Origin of the sequence: Moraxella nonliquefaciens (genome assembly GCF_001679005.1) — a bacterium.
GTDB lineage: Bacteria > Pseudomonadota > Gammaproteobacteria > Pseudomonadales > Moraxellaceae > Moraxella > Moraxella nonliquefaciens.
Window position 1 is genome coordinate 103,981 of the sequence record NZ_LXTW01000003.1, and the last position, 20,979, is coordinate 124,959.

16 protein-coding genes and 1 tRNA gene are annotated in these 20,979 nt (G+C 43.7%); 14 read left to right on the top strand and 3 right to left on the bottom strand.

Annotated features, from left to right (window positions below; translation table 11 throughout):
- Nucleotides 1-92: 92 nt before the first annotated feature.
- Nucleotides 93-566, bottom strand: coding sequence for a DUF302 domain-containing protein (locus A7456_RS01675; RefSeq protein ID WP_066886027.1), 474 nt, complete (start codon nucleotides 564-566; stop codon nucleotides 93-95).
- Nucleotides 567-893: 327 nt separating this feature from the next.
- Between A7456_RS01675 and A7456_RS01680 the strand changes: the two genes are divergently transcribed.
- From A7456_RS01680 to rpoC, 9 genes are all read left to right on the top strand, one after another.
- Nucleotides 894-969 (top strand) — tRNA-Trp (locus tag A7456_RS01680).
- Between the two features lie 57 nt (nucleotides 970-1,026).
- Nucleotides 1,027-1,539, top strand: coding sequence for a preprotein translocase subunit SecE (gene secE / locus A7456_RS01685; protein WP_066886024.1), 513 nt, complete (start codon nucleotides 1,027-1,029; stop codon nucleotides 1,537-1,539).
- A 47-nt stretch (nucleotides 1,540-1,586) separates the two neighbouring features.
- A complete protein-coding gene (nusG, locus tag A7456_RS01690) occupies nucleotides 1,587-2,120 on the top strand; it encodes a transcription termination/antitermination protein NusG (protein WP_066886021.1) in 534 nt (177 codons plus the stop codon).
- 221 nt (nucleotides 2,121-2,341) lie between these two features.
- Nucleotides 2,342-2,773, top strand: coding sequence for a 50S ribosomal protein L11 (gene rplK, locus A7456_RS01695; protein ID WP_066886018.1), 432 nt, complete (start codon nucleotides 2,342-2,344; stop codon nucleotides 2,771-2,773).
- The gene (gene rplA, locus A7456_RS01700) at nucleotides 2,773-3,474 is read left to right on the top strand and encodes a 50S ribosomal protein L1 (RefSeq protein ID WP_066891801.1); all 702 of its coding nucleotides are present in this window, start codon (nucleotides 2,773-2,775) and stop codon (nucleotides 3,472-3,474) included. Before rplK ends, rplA begins: the two co-directional genes overlap by 1 nt.
- A 323-nt stretch (nucleotides 3,475-3,797) precedes the next feature.
- The gene (gene rplJ / locus A7456_RS01705; RefSeq protein ID WP_066886012.1) at nucleotides 3,798-4,301 is read left to right on the top strand and encodes a 50S ribosomal protein L10; all 504 of its coding nucleotides are present in this window, start codon (nucleotides 3,798-3,800) and stop codon (nucleotides 4,299-4,301) included.
- Between the two features lie 71 nt (nucleotides 4,302-4,372).
- A complete protein-coding gene (gene rplL, locus A7456_RS01710; protein WP_066891804.1) occupies nucleotides 4,373-4,744 on the top strand; it encodes a 50S ribosomal protein L7/L12 in 372 nt (123 codons plus the stop codon).
- A 371-nt stretch (nucleotides 4,745-5,115) separates the two neighbouring features.
- The gene (gene rpoB, locus A7456_RS01715) at nucleotides 5,116-9,222 is read left to right on the top strand and encodes a DNA-directed RNA polymerase subunit beta (protein ID WP_067006918.1); all 4,107 of its coding nucleotides are present in this window, start codon (nucleotides 5,116-5,118) and stop codon (nucleotides 9,220-9,222) included.
- 74 nt (nucleotides 9,223-9,296) lie between these two features.
- Nucleotides 9,297-13,526 (top strand): DNA-directed RNA polymerase subunit beta', encoded by a 4,230-nt coding sequence (gene rpoC / locus A7456_RS01720; protein ID WP_067006921.1) that lies wholly within the window; start codon nucleotides 9,297-9,299, stop codon nucleotides 13,524-13,526.
- Nucleotides 13,527-13,727: 201 nt separating this feature from the next.
- Here rpoC and A7456_RS01725 read toward each other — a convergent pair whose 3' ends face one another.
- Both A7456_RS01725 and A7456_RS11575 read right to left on the bottom strand, forming a co-directional pair.
- Nucleotides 13,728-15,395: an NAD+ synthase gene (locus A7456_RS01725; RefSeq protein ID WP_067006924.1), complete on the bottom strand. Its 1,668-nt coding sequence runs from the start codon at nucleotides 15,393-15,395 to the stop codon at nucleotides 13,728-13,730.
- A gap of 2 nt (nucleotides 15,396-15,397) precedes the next feature.
- On the bottom strand, nucleotides 15,398-15,568 hold the full coding sequence (locus A7456_RS11575; protein ID WP_197940246.1) for a hypothetical protein: 171 nt from the start codon (nucleotides 15,566-15,568) through the stop codon (nucleotides 15,398-15,400).
- 22 nt (nucleotides 15,569-15,590) lie between these two features.
- Here A7456_RS11575 and A7456_RS01735 point away from each other — a divergent pair, with 22 nt between their 5' ends.
- From A7456_RS01735 to A7456_RS01755, 5 genes are all read left to right on the top strand, one after another.
- Nucleotides 15,591-15,869 (top strand): hypothetical protein, encoded by a 279-nt coding sequence (locus A7456_RS01735; RefSeq protein ID WP_067007363.1) that lies wholly within the window; start codon nucleotides 15,591-15,593, stop codon nucleotides 15,867-15,869.
- A gap of 73 nt (nucleotides 15,870-15,942) precedes the next feature.
- Nucleotides 15,943-16,188: a hypothetical protein gene (locus A7456_RS01740; RefSeq protein ID WP_067006929.1), complete on the top strand. Its 246-nt coding sequence runs from the start codon at nucleotides 15,943-15,945 to the stop codon at nucleotides 16,186-16,188.
- 32 nt (nucleotides 16,189-16,220) lie between these two features.
- Nucleotides 16,221-17,339 (top strand): RNA-guided endonuclease InsQ/TnpB family protein, encoded by a 1,119-nt coding sequence (locus tag A7456_RS01745; protein ID WP_067006931.1) that lies wholly within the window; start codon nucleotides 16,221-16,223, stop codon nucleotides 17,337-17,339.
- Nucleotides 17,340-17,486: 147 nt separating this feature from the next.
- Nucleotides 17,487-17,696: a hypothetical protein gene (locus A7456_RS01750; RefSeq protein WP_067006933.1), complete on the top strand. Its 210-nt coding sequence runs from the start codon at nucleotides 17,487-17,489 to the stop codon at nucleotides 17,694-17,696.
- A gap of 19 nt (nucleotides 17,697-17,715) precedes the next feature.
- Entirely contained in the window at nucleotides 17,716-20,970 is a 3,255-nt protein-coding gene (locus tag A7456_RS01755; protein ID WP_067006935.1) for a restriction endonuclease, read from the top strand.
- Nucleotides 20,971-20,979 lie beyond the last annotated feature (9 nt).

Here is a 20,979-nt window from a genome sequence, read left to right on the forward strand (position 1 = left end):
AAGCACCCATTTAATCATTAAAATTTTCGTAAAACTCCGATTTTATTGGGTTTAGATTTTTTATAAAGGCAGGTACGTTTTATTGTCATCAGTTATTGCAAGACTGACCGAATCAATTTTTCGGCATTGGCAAGAGTATCTTCGACATCAGATGGCTGGATTTGACTGCCTTTAATCAACTCATTGGCAGGGGTGTATATGACCTGTACCTGCCCATCAGTTTCGGTGATTAGCACCTTTAAGGGTAATGCTAGGGCAAAAGCAGGGTCTTTTTTCATGAGCGGTGTGCCTGCTTTGGGGCTGCCATAGATAATCACGGTGGCAGGTTGCATGGTCATACCGTCATCTTGGGCAGCTTTGGCGTGATCAATGGTGGCAAATACAGTCATGCCTTTGCTTTGGATGGCAGATTTTAGGCGACTAACCGTGGTATTAAAATCATAAGGGCTAACTAGATTGGTGTGAGTCATGGCGGTGGCTTTTGTTGGTTCGTGGACAGGACTGATGGCAGTACATGCACTAAGTGATAAGGTCAGGGCAAGTAAGGCTAAGCTGGGGGTTTTCATGATATTTTCCTAAAATAAATTTCCTAAAAATACAACTGGGCATCTTTGCCTTTGTCATCTGTTGTGCTGTCATAAAATGACTGTTTTGGTTTAAGGCAGTTCAACTACAAGTTAAGTTTTTAAATCAAGTCATCAATAATTAATTGCATCATTAAAGATTTAACATGATGAAGATTTAACATGATGAGTCTGACATGCCCCATATTAGCACCAAATGAGATAAAAATAAAGTATGAGATAAAAATAAAGTCAAAAATTTTAGTAAAAGTTCAAAAAGTACTTGCAAATACCAAAAATATGTATATAATAGCAGTCCTTAACAACCTTAGGCGACTGGCTCAATTGGTAGAGCAGCGGACTCCAAATCCGCAGGTTGGGGGTTCGAGTCCCTCGTCGCCTGCCATCTTTTTGCATTCCCCTTTTTTAATCATCACTTCCTTATTTTAAGGAAATCTCTTGCATGAGCGACAATAAGAATAATTCCCAACAAAATGACACCAAAGGCGATTTAGAAACTCGTTTGGCGGATGCCAAAGCAACTGCCAAGAGTCTACTAAACAAACGCAAAGCCGTTGTTGTGTCCGAAGAAAACGTCGTTGATGTGGCAACCACTCGCTCAGGGGTGGATATTGCACTATGGCTGATCGCCATTTTGGCACTTATTAGCTCAACACTCATTTCTACCTATTTGCCACGTTATTGGGCACCTGCGACCAGCAGTATCAATCAACTGATTATTACAGCGACTTTGGTAATTTTGGCGGTGATTTGCCTTGCGTTTACCCATCAAGGACAGGCCTTTAAAGTACTTCTAAAAGATGCAGGTATTGAACTTCGTCGTGTAACATGGCCTACCAAAAACGAGACCTTTAAATACACATGGCAGGTCATTGTGGTGATGATTATCGTGGGTCTTATCGTGTGGCTGTTGGATAATTTATTTAATTATCTGCTTGGGTTTATTTTGCATTAATCTTACATTTTATCGGTTCATATCGTTAGTAAATCATTAGGAAAACTATCATGCGTTGGTATATCATTCAAGCATTTTCAGGTTATGAAAAACAAGTTCAACGCGCCTTAATTGAGCGTATCAAAAGAAGTGAGCTCTCTGAATATTTCGGTGATGTGCTTGTGCCAACCGAAGAGGTGATTGAGATGCGTGATGGCAAAAAACGCACCGTTGAGCATAAACTGTTCCCAGGCTATGTGCTTATTGAGATGGAGATGCGTGAGGATACATGGCATGTGGTCAAGGATTGTCCGAATATCTCAGGTTTTATTGGTGGCACCAAAGACCAACCTGCACCCATTACTAAAATAGAAGCTGACCGTATTTTAAACCGCATCAATAAGAGTGCAGATGCACCAAGACCGAAGACCATGTTTGAACCGGGCGAAGAGGTGCTTATCATTGATGGTCCTTTTGCTGATTTCAAAGGCATGGTTAAAAAAGTGGATTATGAGAAATCTAAATTATCTCTAACTGTCAGCGTATTTAGTCGTCCAACAGATGTTGAGATTGAATTTGCAAAAGTTGAAAAAACAGTTTAATTTTTTATAAAAGTCTGTTATAATAACCCTTTGGCTCTGAACAGATGTTTAGAGCTTTTGATTGATATGAAAAATTAACATGCAACTTAGTTTAACATGCAACTTAGCACTGAGTTCATTGTTTGATTAACTTAGGCGAATTTGAAAGTACTGACTTTTAAATTTGAAACATTACGGGGAGCTAGTTTTAGCGTTATTACCCATCATTGGAGAGCATTCTCATGGCAAAGAAGATTGATGGCTACATCAAGCTACAAGTGCCTGCTGGTAAAGCAAACCCATCACCACCTATTGGCCCGGCTTTGGGTCAAAAAGGCGTGAATATCATGGCATTTTGTAAAGAATTTAACGCCGCTTCTGCAAATATTGAACCGGGTCTACCAATTCCTGTGGTTATCACCGTATTTAGCGATAAGTCATTTACGTTTGTGATGAAGTCACCACCTGCAGCAGTACTACTGCGTAAAGCAGCTGGCATTACCAAAGGTTCTGCTGTTCCTAACAAAACCAAAGTTGGTACAGTTACCCGTGCCCAGTTAGAAGAAATTGCCAAAACCAAAGAAGCGGACTTGACTGGTGCTGATTTGGATGCGGCTGTACGTACCATCGCTGGTACTGCCCGTTCTATGGGTCTTAATGTGGAGGGTGTGTAATGGCTAAGCTAACCAAGCGTCAAAAGCTAATCAGCGAAAAAGTTGATGCTAACAAACTATATACCATTGAAGAAGCGGTTGAGATTCTAAACAGCCTACCTGCTGCTAAATTTAAAGAATCTATTGACATTGCCATCAATTTGGGTGTTGATCCACGTAAATCAGACCAAGTGGTTCGTGGTGCAACCAACCTACCTGCTGGTACTGGCAAAACTAAGCGTGTTGCGGTATTTGCCCAAGGTGCAGCAGCTGATGCCGCCAAAGAGGCAGGTGCAGACGTGGTAGGTTTTGAGGACCTGGCAGAGAGTATTAAAGCGGGCAATCTTGATTTTGATGTTGTTATCGCCTCTCCTGATGCCATGCGTGTTGTTGGTCAGTTGGGTACTGTATTGGGTCCTCGTGGTTTAATGCCAAACCCAAAAGTTGGTACGGTTACCGCTGATGTGGCAACTGCTGTTAAGAACACCAAGGCAGGTCAAGCCCAATACCGTGTTGATAAATCAGGTATCATTCATGCTTCTATTGGTCAGGTAGGCTTTACAGGCGAACAAATTGAGCAAAATGCCACTGCTTTATTAAACGACCTAAAACGTGCCAAACCAGCGACCTCTAAGGGTATTTATATCAAGAAGATTACGCTGTCTAGCACCATGGGGCCTGGTCTTGCTATTGACCCAGTGCCACACCGTGCTAACAAATAATTTTTGATGGATTTGGGCGAAAAATCATAAACCACTTACTTTTTAGGGTTTTTGCCTATTATGCCATAATTTTGTGGTGAGTTGTTTGTATGACTTATCACAATAGCAAAATTTGACATATTAGCTCAGCACAACGGGTTGTGCTGTCTAAGACCGTAGGTGCTGATGGTTATTCTTAAACATTGGTCTAATGAATGAGTAAAATCATTCGCCTACGCAGACGGTGAAAATATCACCGTACATTCGGTGCAAATTCTTATATGTTTAGGCAATAAGGATTTGTAAAATTAATTATCACTCAGTGATAAATATGGAGACAACCCATGGCACTAAACCTTCAAGACAAACAAGCAATTGTTGCTCAGGTAAATGAAGCTGCCAAAGTTGCCCTATCTGCTGTTGTTGCCGATTCTCGTGGTGTAACAGTGGGTCAGATGACCGAACTTCGTAAACAAGCTCGTGCAGCTGGCGTGGAAATGCGTATCGTACGTAACACGCTATTACGTCGTGCCTTAGAAGGTACTGATTATGCTTGCATGAATGATGTTTTTGTGGGTCCTACCTTGATTGCATTTTCAAATGAACACGCAGGTGCAGCGGCACGTCTGTTCAAAGAATTTGCCAAAGGTAATGACAAGTTTGAAATCAAAGGTGCAGCTTTTGAAGGCGAATTTATTGATGCAAAATCCATTGATAAACTGGCAACCCTACCTACTTACGACGAAGCGATTGCACGTCTGATGGGTACCATGAAAGAAGCAGCAGCGGGCAAATTGGCTCGTACACTTGCTGCTCTTCGTGACAAAATGGAAGCCGAAGCTGCCTGATGATGGGTATCGGTTATCATTTTTGTTTAATCAAATTTTTTATTTAATCTTTATTTTTAGGAATAATTGCTATGTCACTAACTAACGAACAAATCTTAGATGCTATCGCTGCCAAATCAGTCATGGAAATCGTTGAGCTTATCTCTGCGATGGAAGAAAAATTTGGCGTATCTGCCGCCGCACTGGCTGCCGCTCCTGCTGCAGGTGGTGAAGCTGCTGCTGCTGAGGAAAAAGACGACTTTAACGTTGTTATTACCTCTGCTGGTGATAAGAAAGTTGCTGTCATTAAAGTAGTACGTGAAGTAACTGGTCTTGGTCTAAAAGAAGCCAAAGACTTGGTTGAGGGTGCACCACAAAATATTAAAGAGGGTGTGTCTAAAGCCGAAGCTGAAGAGCTTAAGAAAAAACTTGAAGAAGCTGGCGCTTCTGTTGAACTTAAATAATCTAAGTTTAACCACTTAATCTCATTTTCTTGGGTTGATAATCATCAATTCAGGGTAAGAGAGTTGACAAAAACTCCATTTTGTTATTGCAAGATGGAGTTTTTTGCTGTATAATTTGGTATTTGACCTTTTGTGTTAGCACGGTCTTTCAAGCTGGTGTCAGCACACTTCAAAAAGGACAAACACTCCCATGCATAAGCCATATTTTTAAAGTGTTTAACAAGCTAAATGCGTTATCGTGTTTGGCGTGTTTTTGTGTCTTTGGTATTTAACATGCAAAACAAAAGGGCAGTGATTGATTTTTGAGGGTTGGTAGTTTCTTTCTGGTACTCAATCAGAGTGCTTTTCTTAGTTTAACGTAAGGATTCTTAATGGCATATTCTTATACTGAAAAAAAACGTATTCGTAAAAGTTTTTCTCGTCTGCCTGATGTGATGGACGTGCCGTACTTGCTCGCCATTCAGGTGGATTCTTACGAGCAGTTTTTACAAGAACACAAAAAACCTGCTGCCCGTGCTAATATTGGTTTGCAAGCAGCATTTTCATCTATTTTTCCGATAACCAGCCATTCTGGTAATGCTGAGTTGCAGTTTATTGAATATTATTTGGGTGAACCTGAGTTTGATGAACGTGAATGTATCATGCGTGGTTCAACCTTTGCCGCTCCACTGCGTGTCAAGATTCGTTTGGTGGTCAAAGACAAAGATGTCAAAGATAAAGAGAGTAAAGCGGCGATTAAAGATATCAAAGAGCAAGTTGTGTATATGGGTGAGATGCCACTCATGACCGATAATGGTACATTCATCATTAACGGTACTGAACGTGTGATTGTCTCACAGTTGCACCGTTCACCGGGCGTATTCTTTGACCACGACAAAGGTAAATCGCATTCTAGTGGTAAAGTGTTATATAACGCTCGTATCATTCCTTACCGTGGTTCATGGCTTGACTTTGAATTTGACGTCAAGGATTTGGTGTATGCTCGTATTGACCGTCGCCGTAAATTGCTTGCAACTATTATACTGCGTGCCATCGGTATGAATACTGCCGATATTTTATCCACATTCTTTGAGACCGTAGATGTTTTTAAAGGGGATAGTGGTTTTGAGATTGAGCTTGTACCTGAGCGTCTACAAGGCGAGATGGCACAATTTGACATTGTCTCACCCGATGGCAAGGTGATTGTTGAACAAGGCAAACGCATTAACGCACGCCGTATCAAAGAAATCCAAGCATCTGGTATGACTAAATTAGCTGTGCCTGATGAGTATCTTTATGAGCGTGTCCTTGCCCAAGATGTGATTTATCATGATGAGGTCATTGCTCGTGCTAATAGCTTGATTGATCATGAGTTGCTTATTAAACTCATTGATAAAGATATCAAAGCCTTTAAAATCCTATTTACCAATGACATTGACCATGGAGCGTATATCGCTGATACGCTACGTGCTGACACGATTAATACACGTGAAGAGGCACTCATTGAGATTTATAAAATCATGCGTCCAGGTGAGCCACCAACCTTAGAAACTGCTGAAAAACTATTTGAATCCATGTTTTTTAGCCATGAGCGTTATGATTTGTCAAATGTTGGTCGCATGAAGTTTAACCGCCGTTTGGGTCGTGATTTTGTAAATAGCGACAGTATTGATGTGCAACGTGAACAGGGTGTGTTATCCAATCAAGACATTGTTGATGTACTAAAAGAGTTGATTGAAATTCGTAATGGTCGTGGTGAGGTTGATGATATTGACCATTTGGGTAACCGTCGTATCCGCTCGGTTGGTGAGATGACCGAGAATCAATTCCGCATTGGACTTGCAAGAGTAGAGCGTGCTGTCAAAGAGCGTTTGACTGTTGCCGAATCTGACAATCTGTCTCCCCAAGATTTGATCAACTCTAAGCCTGTGGCAGCTTCCATCAAAGAATTTTTTGGTGCATCGCAACTGTCGCAATTTATGGATCAAAACAACCCATTATCAGAGATTACCCATAAGCGTCGTGTCTCTGCCTTAGGTCCTGGTGGCTTAACTCGTGAGCGTGCAGGCTTTGAGGTTCGTGATGTACACACCACGCACTACGGTCGTGTGTGTCCGATTGAGACGCCAGAGGGTCCAAACATTGGCTTGATTAACTCATTGGCGGTTTTTGCCAAGACCAATAACTTTGGGTTTTTAGAAACGCCTTACCGTCGTGTTGTTGATGGTAAGGTAACCGATGACATTGAATACATGTCTGCCATTGAAGAGGTTGGGGCTGTTGTTGCCCAAGCAGATTCACCCATGAACGAACATGGCGAACTGACCGAAGAGATGGTTATGGTACGCCATCATGGTGAATCGGTACGAATGAGTCCTGATAAAGTAACACATATGGACGTCTCGCCACGCCAAGTGGTGTCAGTGGCAGCAAGTTTGATTCCATTTTTGGAGCATGATGATGCCAACCGTGCTTTGATGGGTTCAAACATGCAACGTCAAGCAGTACCAACCTTGCGTGCTGATAAACCGCTTGTGGGTACAGGCATGGAACGCCATGTTGCTCGTGACAGTGGCGTGTGTGTTGTCGCCAAACGTGGCGGTGTGATTGAAGAGGTTGATGCCAGTCGTATTATCGTACGTGTCAATGATGCTGAAATGATCGCAGGTGAGGCAGGTATTGATATTTATAACCTCATCAAATACACTCGCTCCAACCAAAACACCTGTATTAACCAACGCATCATTGTCAATGCTGGCGATGTGATTGCTCGTGGTGATATCTTGGCTGATGGCCCATCTACTGATTTGGGTGAACTTGCTTTGGGTCAAAACATGCGTGTGGCGTTTATGCCATGGAATGGGTATAACTTTGAGGACTCTATTTTGCTCTCTGAGCGAGTGGTTCAAGAAGACCGTTTCACCACGATTCACATTCAAGAGTTAACTTGTGTGGCTCGTGATACCAAACTTGGGCCAGAAGAGATTACAGGCGATATTCCAAACGTGGGCGAGGCAGCTCTGTCTAATCTTGACGAAGCGGGTATTGTCTATATCGGTGCTGAGGTGGATGCTGGTGATATTTTGGTTGGTAAAGTAACACCAAAAGGTGAAAGTCAGCTGACCCCAGAGGAGAAGTTACTTCGTGCCATTTTTGGTGAAAAAGCGGCGGATGTTAAAGACACATCTTTGCGTGTGCCATCATCAACCAAAGGTACGGTTATTGACGTGCAAGTCTTTACCCGTGATGGATTGGAAAAAGACAGCCGTGCCAAAGCCATTGAAAAAGCAATGCTTGATGATTATCGTAAAGACCTAAAAGAAGAGCTTGTTATTTTTGAAGCGGCGGCACGTGGTCGCATCATCACCTTGTTAGATGGTAAAAAAGTCTCAGGCGGTGCAGGCTTTAAAGCAGGTACGGTACTAACAGGTACTGACATGGAGAGCTTAGCACTTGAAACCTTGCTTGACATTCAACCTGCCGAAGAGGAAATCTCTGAACGTCTCACTCAGATTGCTGATTACTTAACCGATAAGCAAAAAGAGATTGATGATAAATTTGCCAGAAAAAAAGCCAAACTAACCGCAGGTGATGATTTGGCTCATGGTGTGCAAAAAATCGTGAAGGTATATTTGGCGGTAAAACGTCGCATCCAGCCAGGTGACAAGATGGCAGGTCGTCACGGCAACAAGGGTGTCGTCTCTCGCATCATGCCAGTTGAGGATATGCCTTATGACGAAAATGGCAATCCTGTGGATATCGTATTAAACCCACTTGGCGTACCATCTCGTATGAACATCGGTCAGGTGCTAGAAACGCATCTGGGCATGGCGGCACGTGGTTTGGGCGATAGGATTAATGCCATGTTACGTTCGCAAGTTGCTGTTGGTGAGCTTCGTGAATTCTTAGATAAGATTTATAATCAAGTCGGTGGCGAACAGGTGGATTTGGACAGTTTGTCCGATGAAGACATCCTAGCCATGGCTGATAATTTGCGTGCTGGTGTGCCAATGGGTACGGCTGTCTTTGATGGTGCCAAAGAAACTCAAATCAAAGAGCTGCTTACGTTGGCAGGACTTGATGAATCAGGTCAGCAAACGCTATATGATGGACGTACAGGTAAGAAATTTGACCGCCCTGTTACGGTCGGCTATATGTACATGCTTAAATTGAACCACTTGGTTGATGATAAAATGCACGCCCGTTCAACTGGCTCTTATTCACTGGTAACCCAACAACCATTGGGTGGTAAAGCACAATTTGGTGGTCAGCGTTTTGGTGAGATGGAAGTTTGGGCGTTAGAGGCATATGGTGCAACCTACACCTTACAAGAGATGCTTACTGTGAAGTCGGACGATGTTGAGGGTCGTACACGCATGTATAAGAACATCGTCGATGGTGAACAATACATGAATCCTGGCATGCCAGAATCATTTAACGTACTGACCAAAGAAATTCGCTCTTTGGGTATTAATATTGACCTAAAAGAGAAAAAGTAATTGCTGTTAAGTTGGGTGCTTGTCTTTGGATGGGCATCCGCTTGCGATGAGATAAAACTAAACGGAGAAGTCATTTGAAAGATTTATTAGACATCATGAAAAGCCCTGCTGATGGTGGGCTAAAAGAGTTTGACAGCATTCAAATTTCTTTGGCAAGTCCTGATACCATCAAATCATGGTCGCATGGTGAGGTTAAAAAGCCAGAAACCATTAACTATCGTACCTTTAAGCCTGAGCGTGATGGTCTGTTTTGTGCCAAGATCTTTGGGCCTGTGAAGGACTTTGAATGTCTGTGTGGCAAATACAAACGCCGTAAGTTTCAAGGCATTATTTGTGAAAAATGTGGTGTGGAGGTAACTACTGCCAAAGTTCGCCGAGACCGCATGGGTCATATTGAGCTTGCCAGTCCTGTGGCACATATTTGGTTCTTAAAATCCTTACCAAGTCGCATTGGTCTGTTGCTTGATATTACCCTGCGTGATATTGAGCGTGTGCTTTATTTTGAAAGCTATATCGTAACCGACCCTGGCATGACAAGCCTTGAAAAGTATCAACTTTTGGATGATGAGCAATATTTTAATGCCCTAGAACAATACGGCGATGAATTCATCGCAAAAATGGGTGCAGAGGCTGTTCAAGATTTGTTAAAAGACATTGATGTTGATGGTGAGATTGATGAGCTTCGTACTGCCATTCCCCAAACAGGCTCTGAGACCAAGCTTAAAAAAATGTCAAAACGCTTGCAACTGCTAGAAGCGTTCCGTGATTCAGGTAATAAGCCTGAATGGATGGTGATGACAGTATTGCCTGTCTTGCCACCTGACCTACGCCCTTTGGTACCACTTGAAGGCGGTCGTTTTGCCACCTCTGATTTGAATGATTTATATCGCCGTGTCATCAATCGTAATAACCGTCTAAAACGTCTGCTTGAACTTAATGCCCCTGACATCATCGTACGTAACGAAAAGCGTATGCTCCAAGAGGCGGTAGATGCACTCTTAGATAACGGTCGTCGTGGTCGTGCCATCACAGGTTCAAACAAGCGTCCACTCAAATCGCTTGCTGATATGATTAAGGGCAAACAAGGTCGTTTCCGTCAAAACCTGCTGGGTAAACGTGTAGACTATTCTGGTCGTTCGGTCATCGTGGTAGGCCCTACCTTGCGTCTGCACCAATGTGGTCTGCCCAAGAAAATGGCATTAGAGTTGTTTAAGCCATTTACTTATGCCAAACTGTTACAAAATAACATTGCCCAAACCATCAAAGCTGCCAAAAAAATGGTAGAGCGTGAAGAACCTGTGGTGTGGGACATGCTTGCAAGCGTCATTCGTGAGCATCCTGTGCTACTTAACCGTGCCCCAACGCTTCACCGTCTGGGCTTGCAAGCCTTTGAGCCTGTTCTTATTGAGGGTAAGGCCATTCAGCTACATCCTTTGGTATGTGCAGCGTTTAACGCCGACTTTGACGGTGACCAAATGGCGGTTCACGTGCCATTAACCTTAGAGGCTCAGCTTGAAGCTCGTGCCTTGATGATGTCTACCAATAACGTTTTATCGCCTGCCAACGGTGACCCGATCATTGTGCCATCACAAGATGTGGTACTTGGTCTGTACTATATCAGTCGCAGTCATGTCAATGCCAAGGGCGAAAATATGACATTTAGCACCGTCAATGAGGCTTTACGTGCCATTGGCTCTGATGATTTGTCGGTTAATGCCAAGGTCAAAGTGCGTGTTACTGAGACGATTTTGGATGAAAAAACGGGTGAGAAAACCACCAAAACCGAAATCAAAGACACAGTTGCAGGGCGTTTGCTTATTTGGAATATCATGCCAGAGGGTATGGCTTTTGAAGAATGCAACAAAGAGATGACCAAGAAAAATATCTCTAAGCTACTAAATTCATGTTATCGTCAATTGGGCGTCAAAGAATCCGTTCTGTTTGCTGACCATTTGATGTATCTAGGCTTTGCCCAAGCGACCCTATCAGGCATCTCAATCGGTATGGAAGACATGGTGATTCCACCAAACAAAAAAGAGATTGTCGATGCTGCGGACGCCGAGGTACGTGAGATTGAACAGCAGTTTGAGGGTGGTTTTGTTACCGCAGGTGAACGCTATAACAAAGTGGTTGATATTTGGTCTCGTACATCTGATAAAATCGCCAATGCGATGATGGATAACTTATCGACTGATGAGGTGATAAACAGTCAAGGTGAGATTGAGAGGGAAAAATCCTTTAACTCTATCTATATGATGGCAGATTCTGGGGCTCGTGGTAGTGCCACTCAGATTCGTCAGCTTGCTGGTATGCGTGGTTTGATGGCAAAACCAGATGGCTCTATCATTGAGACACCCATCAAGGCGAACTTCCGTGAAGGTTTGACGGTACTCCAATACTTTATCTCAACGCACGGTGCTCGTAAAGGTCTTGCTGATACCGCCCTAAAAACTGCCAACTCAGGTTATCTAACTCGTCGTTTGGTGGACGTGGCACAGGATTTGGTGATTACCCATGATGACTGTGGTACTGATGCAGGACAGCTTATAACCCCTGTGATTAAGGGTGGTGATATTGTTGAGCGTTTAGGTGATCGTGTGCTGGGTCGTGTAACTGCCAAAGATGTCGTCAATCACGACGGCGAGGTGATTATTCTTGCAGGTACGCTCATTGATGAGCGTTTGGTTGAAGTGTTAGATAACAACGCCATCGATGAGGTGTATGTACGTTCAGTCATTACCTGTGAAGCAACGCAAGGTGTGTGTGCTAAGTGTTATGGTCGTGATTTGGCTCGTGGTCATTTGGTTAATATTGGCGAGTCGGTTGGTGTTATGGCAGCACAGTCTATTGGTGAACCTGGTACACAGCTGACCATGCGTACTTTCCACGTCGGTGGTGCAGCAAGTGCCGCATCAGTGGACAACAGTGTGTCTGTGGGTAATAACGGTACGGTACGTTTTCATAACATGAAGACCGTAGAGCATACAGATGGTCATTTGGTGGTTGTATCACGTTCAGCTGAAATTGGCGTGACAGACTCCCAAGGTCGTGAGCGTGAACGTTATAAAGTGCCATATGGTTCTAACATTTTGGTGCGTGATGGTGATGAGGTGAGTGCAGGCGATGTTATTGCCAAATGGGATCCACACACCCATCCAATCATTACCGAATTTGCTGGTACGGCACGGTTTAGCGATATTGCAGATGGCATGACCGCAACTGTCAAGGTAGATGAGACCACAGGCATGAGCTCCTTTGAGGTGTTGGCAGGTAAAGACCGTCCAAGCCTATCCAAGGATTTGCGTCCTGCCATCATCTTAGACACAACAGACGGGCGTGAGGTGGTCTATTTCCTACCTGCTGAGACTGTGATTCGTGTGTCAGAGGGTGAGACAGTAGCAGCAGGTTCGGTACTCGGTCGTGTGCCACAAGCCACATCAGGCACCAAAGACATCACCGGTGGTCTACCACGAGTGGCTGATTTGTTTGAAGCTCGTAAGCCAAAAGACCATGCCATCATGGCAGAGGTCAGTGGTACGGTGTCATTTGGTAAAGAGACTAAGGGCAAAAACCGCTTTATCATCACAGACGAAGAGGGTAATGAGCATGAAGAGTTGATTCCAAAATGGCGTCAAATCAACGTGTTTGAGGGCGAACATGTGGAGTGTGGCGAGGTTATCTCTGATGGCCCTCAAAATCCACATGACATCTTGCGTCTAAAAGGTGAGACAGCATTGGCAAATTATGTGGTCAAGGAAGTCCAAGAGGTTTATCGCTTGCAGGGTGTGAAGATTAATGATAAGCACATTGAGGTGATTATCCGTCAAATGCTTCGTAAGGTGGAGGTGATTGATGGAGGTGATTCTAGCTACTTTAAAGGCGATCAGGTGGAATACACCAAAGTACGTGCCCTAAACGAAGAATTCACCGCCAATGGTAAATCCCCCATCACCTATGAGCGTCAGTTGCTGGGCATTACCAAAGCATCGCTTGCAACAGAGTCGTTCATCTCAGCGGCATCATTCCAAGAGACCACACGTGTCTTAACGGCAGCGGCAACGATGGGCAAAGTAGATGACTTGTCAGGTCTTAAAGAGAATGTGGTGGTTGGTCGTTTGATTCCTGCTGGTACTGGTTTGGCATATCATCAAAACCGCCAACGCTTGGCTGAGCGTGGTTTGGAGCCTGTGATTACCGTTACCGAAGACCCATACGCCAACCCTGTTGATACATTGCTTGCCAAAACAGATGCCGAAGTTGACCTTGCAGCAGCATTTGCCAGTGAATTTGGTCAAAGTGAATAACCCTTAACAATAAAAAAGCTCGCTTAGGCGAGCTTTTTTTATGGGGCATTGCTGTCTTTGGCATTTATAATGAAAATAATCAATCTAACCATTTAACCATTTAACCATTTAATCGTTTACATGGTATCGTGTACGTTGAAATTTTTGGCGATATTTTTAATTTGATGGTAATGGTAAAGATGCCTTAGGCTTGATACCCTGTCAAAACTCTCCTGTAAGCGACCAGCCATTAACAAGTGGGTAACGACGTTCACGCCCAAAGGATTTTTTGCTAATCTTAGTACCGATTGCCCCTTGACGGCGTTTGTGTTCAGATTTGTCTACCATCGTCAGCACACGTTCAACGACCACAGGGTCAAAGCCTGCTGCACAGATGGCTTTGTAGCCCAAATCTTCATCAATATACATTTTTAAGATGGCATCAAGCAGAGCATAATCAGGCAAGCTGTCTTGGTCAGTTTGGTCAGGACGCAATTCAGCCGATGGTGGGCGAGTGATGACACGTTTAGGGATGACAGGTTCATCTTCTAAGCGATTTCTATAATCTGCCAGACGATAGACATCGGTCTTATAGACATCTTTTAGGACGTCAAACCCACCTACCATGTCGCCATAGAGTGTGGCATAACCGACCGCATTTTCTGATTTGTTGCCAGTTGAGATGACCATATGCCCAAATTTGTTGGACAAAGCCATGAGTATCACACCTCTTGCCCGAGCTTGTAGATTTTCTTCGGTAACATCAGGAGTTGACCCGACAAACAGTGGTGCAAGTGTGGATTTGAGTCCTGCCACTGCATCATGGATGGGGCAGATGGTGTAAGAGACATTTAGGCGAGCGGCTTGGGCGGCGGCATCGTCCAGACTCATCTGTGATGTGTATTCATAAGGCATCATGACCGCATAGACCTTATCAGCCCCCAACGCATCAACGGCGATGGCAAGAGCCAACGCACTGTCAATGCCTCCTGACAGACCCACAATCACACCCTTAAAGCCCGAACGATTGACATAATCACGCAGACCAACCACCAAAGCCTGATAAATTTGTGATTCTTCGGATAAATCTAGCGGGGGTTTGGTTTGGGTGTCAAAACGTCCACTGGATACATCAAAGGTTGCCATGATGAGCTGATTTAAGAATCTTGCCCCTTCGTGAGCAATTTTGCCATCGTCTTGACTGATGATAGAACCACCATCAAAGACAATGTCATCTTGGGCGCCGACGGTATTGACATAGATGATGGGCAGTTTGTGCGTTGATGACTGGCGATTGATGAGTGCTTTACGTTCTGTTTGTTTGCCAATTTCAAAGGGGGAGGCATTTAGCACGACCACCATTTGTGCCCCTTCATCTTTGAGTGCTTTGATGGGTTTGTCATGCCAAATGTCTTCGCAGATAAGCAGTCCTATGGTCAGCCCTTTGTAGTCAAAGAGGACTTGATTGCGACCTTCTGTAAAGTAGCGTTTTTCATCAAAAACGCCATAATTTGGCAGGCATTGTTTATGATAAAAACCTTTTTGGCTGCCACCTTGCAATATCGCCGCTGAGTTAAATGTACCGTGATTATCCACATGTGGATAACCCAAAATGATGACAATGTCTTCTATCTTGGCAAGTTCGTTCATGGCAACTTTGACACGCTCTGATAGTGTAGGACGAAGTAGCAAATCTTCTGGCGGATAGCCGACGAGTGCCAGTTCAGGAAAGATGACAATGTCCGCTCCACGTGTTTTGGCATCCAAGGCAAGGGCTTTCATCTTGCCCACATTGCCTTTGATGTCACCCACCCAAAAATTTGTTTGCATGATGGCAAAAGTGATTGTACCGTCTGGGGTGCTAATTTCGCTAAAATTTTCTGTTGGCATTTTTAATTATCCACTAAAATACATTGATGGTTATCGCTTGTTGTCAATCCATATCTATGAGCAAGCAATGATGAAATGATGGCTTTGATTTGCCAAATCAGTTCAATCAGTTTAATCAGGCAAATCGGTTTAGTATAGCACACTATCGCCCCATTTTGTGATATAGTAGGCATTATTTTGCCCTTGATGTATGCCATGTTTGCTTTTTTAATCAACCTTATCATCATCGCCATCGTGATGAAGATTTTTTTTAAACTGATGTACCCAAAACCGCCCAAGCATTTATCTCCAACAGCAGATGATGACACCAGCATCAGACAATGCGATTATTGTGGGCATGAACTTGCCACCTATCGGGGTATTTTGCACAAGGGGGCAGATGATGAGCGTGAATTGTTCTTTTGTAATGATGAGCATGAACGTGGCTATTTTCGTGGCGATGTCTATGAAGCAGATGATAAAAGCATCAAATAAGCACCATTATCAATCTTAATTACAAATAAAAATGATGTCGCAATCAGTTTAAGCACCCAAAAAGGATAATCCCATGTCAGCACAAAGCCCAAAAATGCACACCCCAAACCTGGTGGATAACAACATTGACCGCATCTGTCAGCTGTTCCCCCACTGCATCAGCGAAAAAGCAAAAACCGATGCGAGAGGTAACATCATCAAAGACAAAAACGGATACCCCATCACCCAGCGTGGCATAGACTTTGAACTGCTAAAACAAGAGCTATCACACACCATCATTGACTTAGGGCATGGAAGAAACGCTGTGTTGTTAAATTGATATTTCACATTTTTAATGATAAAATGTGAGCTATGAAACATCGTGCCTACAAATTCCGCTTTTACCCAACTGATGAACAAGCCAAACTGCTTGCTCAAACCTTTGGCTGTGTGCGGTTTGTCTATAACACGATTTTGCGTTGGCGTACTGATGAATACTACCAAAGCAAAACTAAAATTGGCTATATTCAAGCCAATGCCAGATTGACTTGGCTTAAAAAACAACCTCAATTCGCTTTTTTGAATGATGTTTCGTGTGTTCCCACCCAGCAAGTACTTAGACACCAACAAACCGCCTTTAAAAACTTCTTTGAGGGTCGTGCTAAATACCCAACATTCAAAAAGAAAACTCACAAGCAATCGGCTGAATTTACCAAAAGTGCTTTTAAATACACAGACGGTCAGCTTTTTATTGCCAAAAGCAAACAACCGCTTAATGTTCGTTGGTCTAGGCATCTGCCAAGCAAGCCAAGTACCATCACAATCACCAAAGACTGTGCAGGACGATATTTTGTGTCGTGCCTGTGTGAATTTGATAATCAAATTTTGCCAAAATCTGATACCGCCGTTGGTATTGATGTTGGCATTAAACATATGTTTGTTACCGACAGTGGTCTTAAAATTGACAATCCTCGTCTGACAGCCAAATACGCTACCAAACTTGCTAAGGCTCAAAAAGCCCTGAATCGCAAAAAACTCGGTTCGGCTAATCGCACCAAAGCAAGAATGAAAGTAGCTCGTATTCATGCTAAAATCTTAGATTGTCGATTAGATAACTTGCACAAGTTATCTCGCAAATTAATCAACGATAACCAAGTGATTTGTGTTGAAACGCTGCGTGTAAAAAACATGATTAAAAATCCCAAGCTTGCCAAGCATATTATGGACGCAAGTTGGGGTGGTCTTATCCAACAATTAGAATACAAAGCTGATTGGGCAGATAGAAGCTTAGTCAAAATAGACCAGTTTTTCCCAAGCTCTAAACGCTGCTGTAATTGTGGATACACTTTGCCTTTTTTAAGCCTTGATACTCGCCATTGGGATTGCCCTGAATGCAAGATTACCCATGACCGTGATGTCAATGCTGCCAAAAACATATTAACCGCAGGGCTTGCGGGGCTTGCCTTTGGAGAGAATGTCAGTCTTGTGTAGTTAGTCTGCATAAGCCAATCTCGTTGAATTAGGAAACACCCAGTAGCGATATTGGGAATCCCCTTGTTTTAGCAAGGGGAGGAGGTCAAGCTAGACACAGGCATACCCTTATCTCTACCCATCAAACGCACCGACATTTCTGGTAAATTGGGCAAAAACCCCATCTACCAAGTGGGCGATAACGCACTCATCGCAAGCCTAAGTTATATAGACTCAGACATGATAAGCCACATTGCCACCTTAAATCCGCAAAAATTCATCACCAGCGAACGTGCCATCGCCACCGACCATGACAAAACCAACATCAAAGAGCGGTTTAAACAGCTTAGCCCCCATACGGACGTGCGTTTTATTTGATTATCTAAGGAGCTGACACATGAAAATCACCTTTAAACCTTTGGCTTATCAAAAAGACGCCGTGCAAGCGGTGATTGATGTCTTTGGTGGACAAGAGCGGTTTGCCCACCATGCTTACCATGTTTCAGACATGACACAAAAGATGACACCGCCAAGCGGTTTTGCCAAACAAATGGATTTGGGCTTTAACCCAGATGGGCAAAACCACAACGCCCAAATAGACATTGATGAACCCATCGGATTTGCCAATGCTCCGTTATTTGATTTAAATCAGATTTTAACCAACATTCAAAGCGTTCAGACCCATCAAGGCTTGCCAAAATCTGACAGCCTTATCACCGCTGACAACAAAAAAGGCGACAATCTCACCCAAAGCGTGCTGAACCTAAACATTGAGATGGAGACAGGCACAGGCAAAACTTACACTTATTTACGCACCATCTTTGAGCTGAACAAACAATACGGCTGGTCAAAATTCATCATCGTTGTGCCAAGCATCGCCATTCGTGAGGGCGTGAACAAAAGCATCGCCATGATGGCAGATGACTTATTGGCAGAATATGGTAAAAAGCCACGTGCGTTTATTTATGACTCTAAGGCGTTGCACCATTTGGAGAGTTTTAGCTTAGATGGTGGCATTAACATCATGATTATCAATGTGCAGGCCTTTAATACCATCAAAGAGGGTGCAAAAAACGAGACAGCACGCAAAATTTACGCCAGATTGGACGAGTTTGGCTCTCGCCGTCCCATTGATGTCATACGCCATAACCGTCCGATTGTCATTCTTGATGAACCGCAAAAAATGGGGGCGGATAAAACCTTGCAATCATTGGCAAATTTTAATCCGCTGTTTATCTTGCGTTATTCTGCCACCCATAAGCGTGATTATAACCTCATCTATCGCTTAGATGCCCTAGATGCCTATAACCAAAAATTGGTCAAAAAAATCACCGTCAAAAGCATTGAAATCAAAGGCTTAACAGGCACGCAAGGTCATCTGTATTTACAAGATGTCATCATCTCAAATAAAGCCCCCATCGCACGCTTAGAGCTTGAAATTAAAACCGCCCAAGGTAACTTTCGCCGTGCCATTCGCCAACTCAAAAAAGGCGATGACTTATACGCCGTATCAAACCAAGCCGAGCAGTATAAAGACCGCCATGTCATCACCGACATCACCGCTGGCAGTGTTGAGCTTGCCAATGGGCTTGTGTTGCAAGTTGGGCAGGGCAATGTGGACGATGCCAATTTACGCCGTATCCAAATCAAAGAAACCATACGCTCCCATCTGGACACAGAACAACGCTTATTTTATAAGGGCATTAAGGTATTAAGCCTGTTTTTTATTGATGAGGTTGCCAAATACCGCCAATATGACAACGATGGCAATGCCATGAACGGAGACTATGCCGATATTTTTGAAAAGGCATATCAAGAAGAGGTCAGTTTGCGTATGGCTAAGATGCCAGCAGATGACCCTTATCATCAATACCTAACATCAATCAGGGCCCAAAACACCCATAACGGCTATTTTAGTGTGGATAAAAACCGCCACATGGTAGACCCCAAGGTCAAAAACGTCAAAGATGAAGAGTTGGGCAAGAGCGTGCTGGTTGCTGATGACATTGATGCCTATGACTTGATTTTAAAGGACAAAGAATCGTTGTTGGCGTTTCCAGAGCCAACCGACAGCGATGAACAGCGTGCACGCAAAAATGTCCGCTTTATCTTCTCCCATTCTGCCTTGCGTGAGGGCTGGGACAATCCCAATGTCTTTACCATCTGCACACTAAAACATTCGGACAATGTCATCTCTCGTCGTCAAGAAGTGGGGCGTGGCTTGCGTTTGGCGGTGGACAAACATGGCACACGCATGGACAGCAACCATTTGCCCTTAGGTCAGGTGCAGCAGCTGAATCATCTGACACTCATCACCAACGAAAGTTATGCTGACTTTGTGGGCAATTTACAAAAAGAGATGTTTGATGGGTTGGCACATCGCCCCAATAAAGCCAACCCCCAATATTTCACAGGCAAAACGCTGGTCAGTGTATTGGGCACGCAGATGGCGGTAGATGCCAACACCGCCAACCAGATTTATCGCTATCTCATTACCCATGGCTACTTAGATGACGATGAACATTTGCTAAGCAAATATCATGATGACAAAGACAATGACAACTTGCCTGCCTTGCCAAGCCAGTTGCAACCCTTTGCCCATTCAATCCATAAACTCATCAGCAACGTGGTCAATCCAAATGCCATTGATGCCATGTTTGGCAATGCCAATAAACCCAAAAACATCATCAATCAAGACAACCTAAACCGCAAGGAATTTCAAGCCCTATGGCGACAGATTAACCAAAAATCCATTTATCAAATCCAACTAGACAGTGATAAATTGATAAAAGACAGCATCACCGCCATCAACCAAACCAGCCATGAGCGTAACAATCATTTTGTTTTGCCATTGACCTATGTCATCAAAACCGCCAAACAACAAGACCACATTGACCAAAACACACTCAAACAAGGCGAGGGCTTTAAAAAAGTGCAAACTGACCATGAGCAGTACAGCACCCATGTGCAAACGCCCATCAAATATGACCTTATTGGGCAAGTGGCAGACCAAACCAACCTAACCCGCCGTACGGTGGCAGCGATATTAGCCCAGATAGAGCCGTCGGTTTTTGCCCAATTCAACCATCACCCCGAGGCCTTTATCGCTGAGGTCAGTCGCCTTATTTGCGAACAAAGTGCCAAGCTGATTGTACAAAACATCACCTATGAGCTGACCCAAGAACGATATGACAGCCATGAAATTTTTATGAGTAATGTTTTGTTATCAGACAACGCCACTTTTGCCACTCGCCATGTTTGGCAATATGTAGAAACCGATTCACAAATTGAACGTGAATTTGTTGCAGAGTTAGAACAAGCGGTTAATGACGTGGTGGTGTATGCCAAATTGCCCAAAAACTTCACCATACCAACCCCATTTGGGGGCTATAATCCTGACTGGGCAATCGCTTTTAACCAAGACAGCGTTCATCATGTGTATTTTGTCGCTGAAACCAAAGGCTCGGCCCATGCCATTGATTTGCGAGAGCGTGAAAAACAAAAGATTGCCAGTGCTGGGGTGTTTTTTGATAAACTGGGGCAAAGTCAAACAGATGAGACAGTGGATAAACAGCCCATGCCCATCACTTATGCCGTGGTCAGTAACTTTGAGCAGTTGATGCAAATGGTAGGTAAGCCAAGTGCTAATTAATGTCTTAAT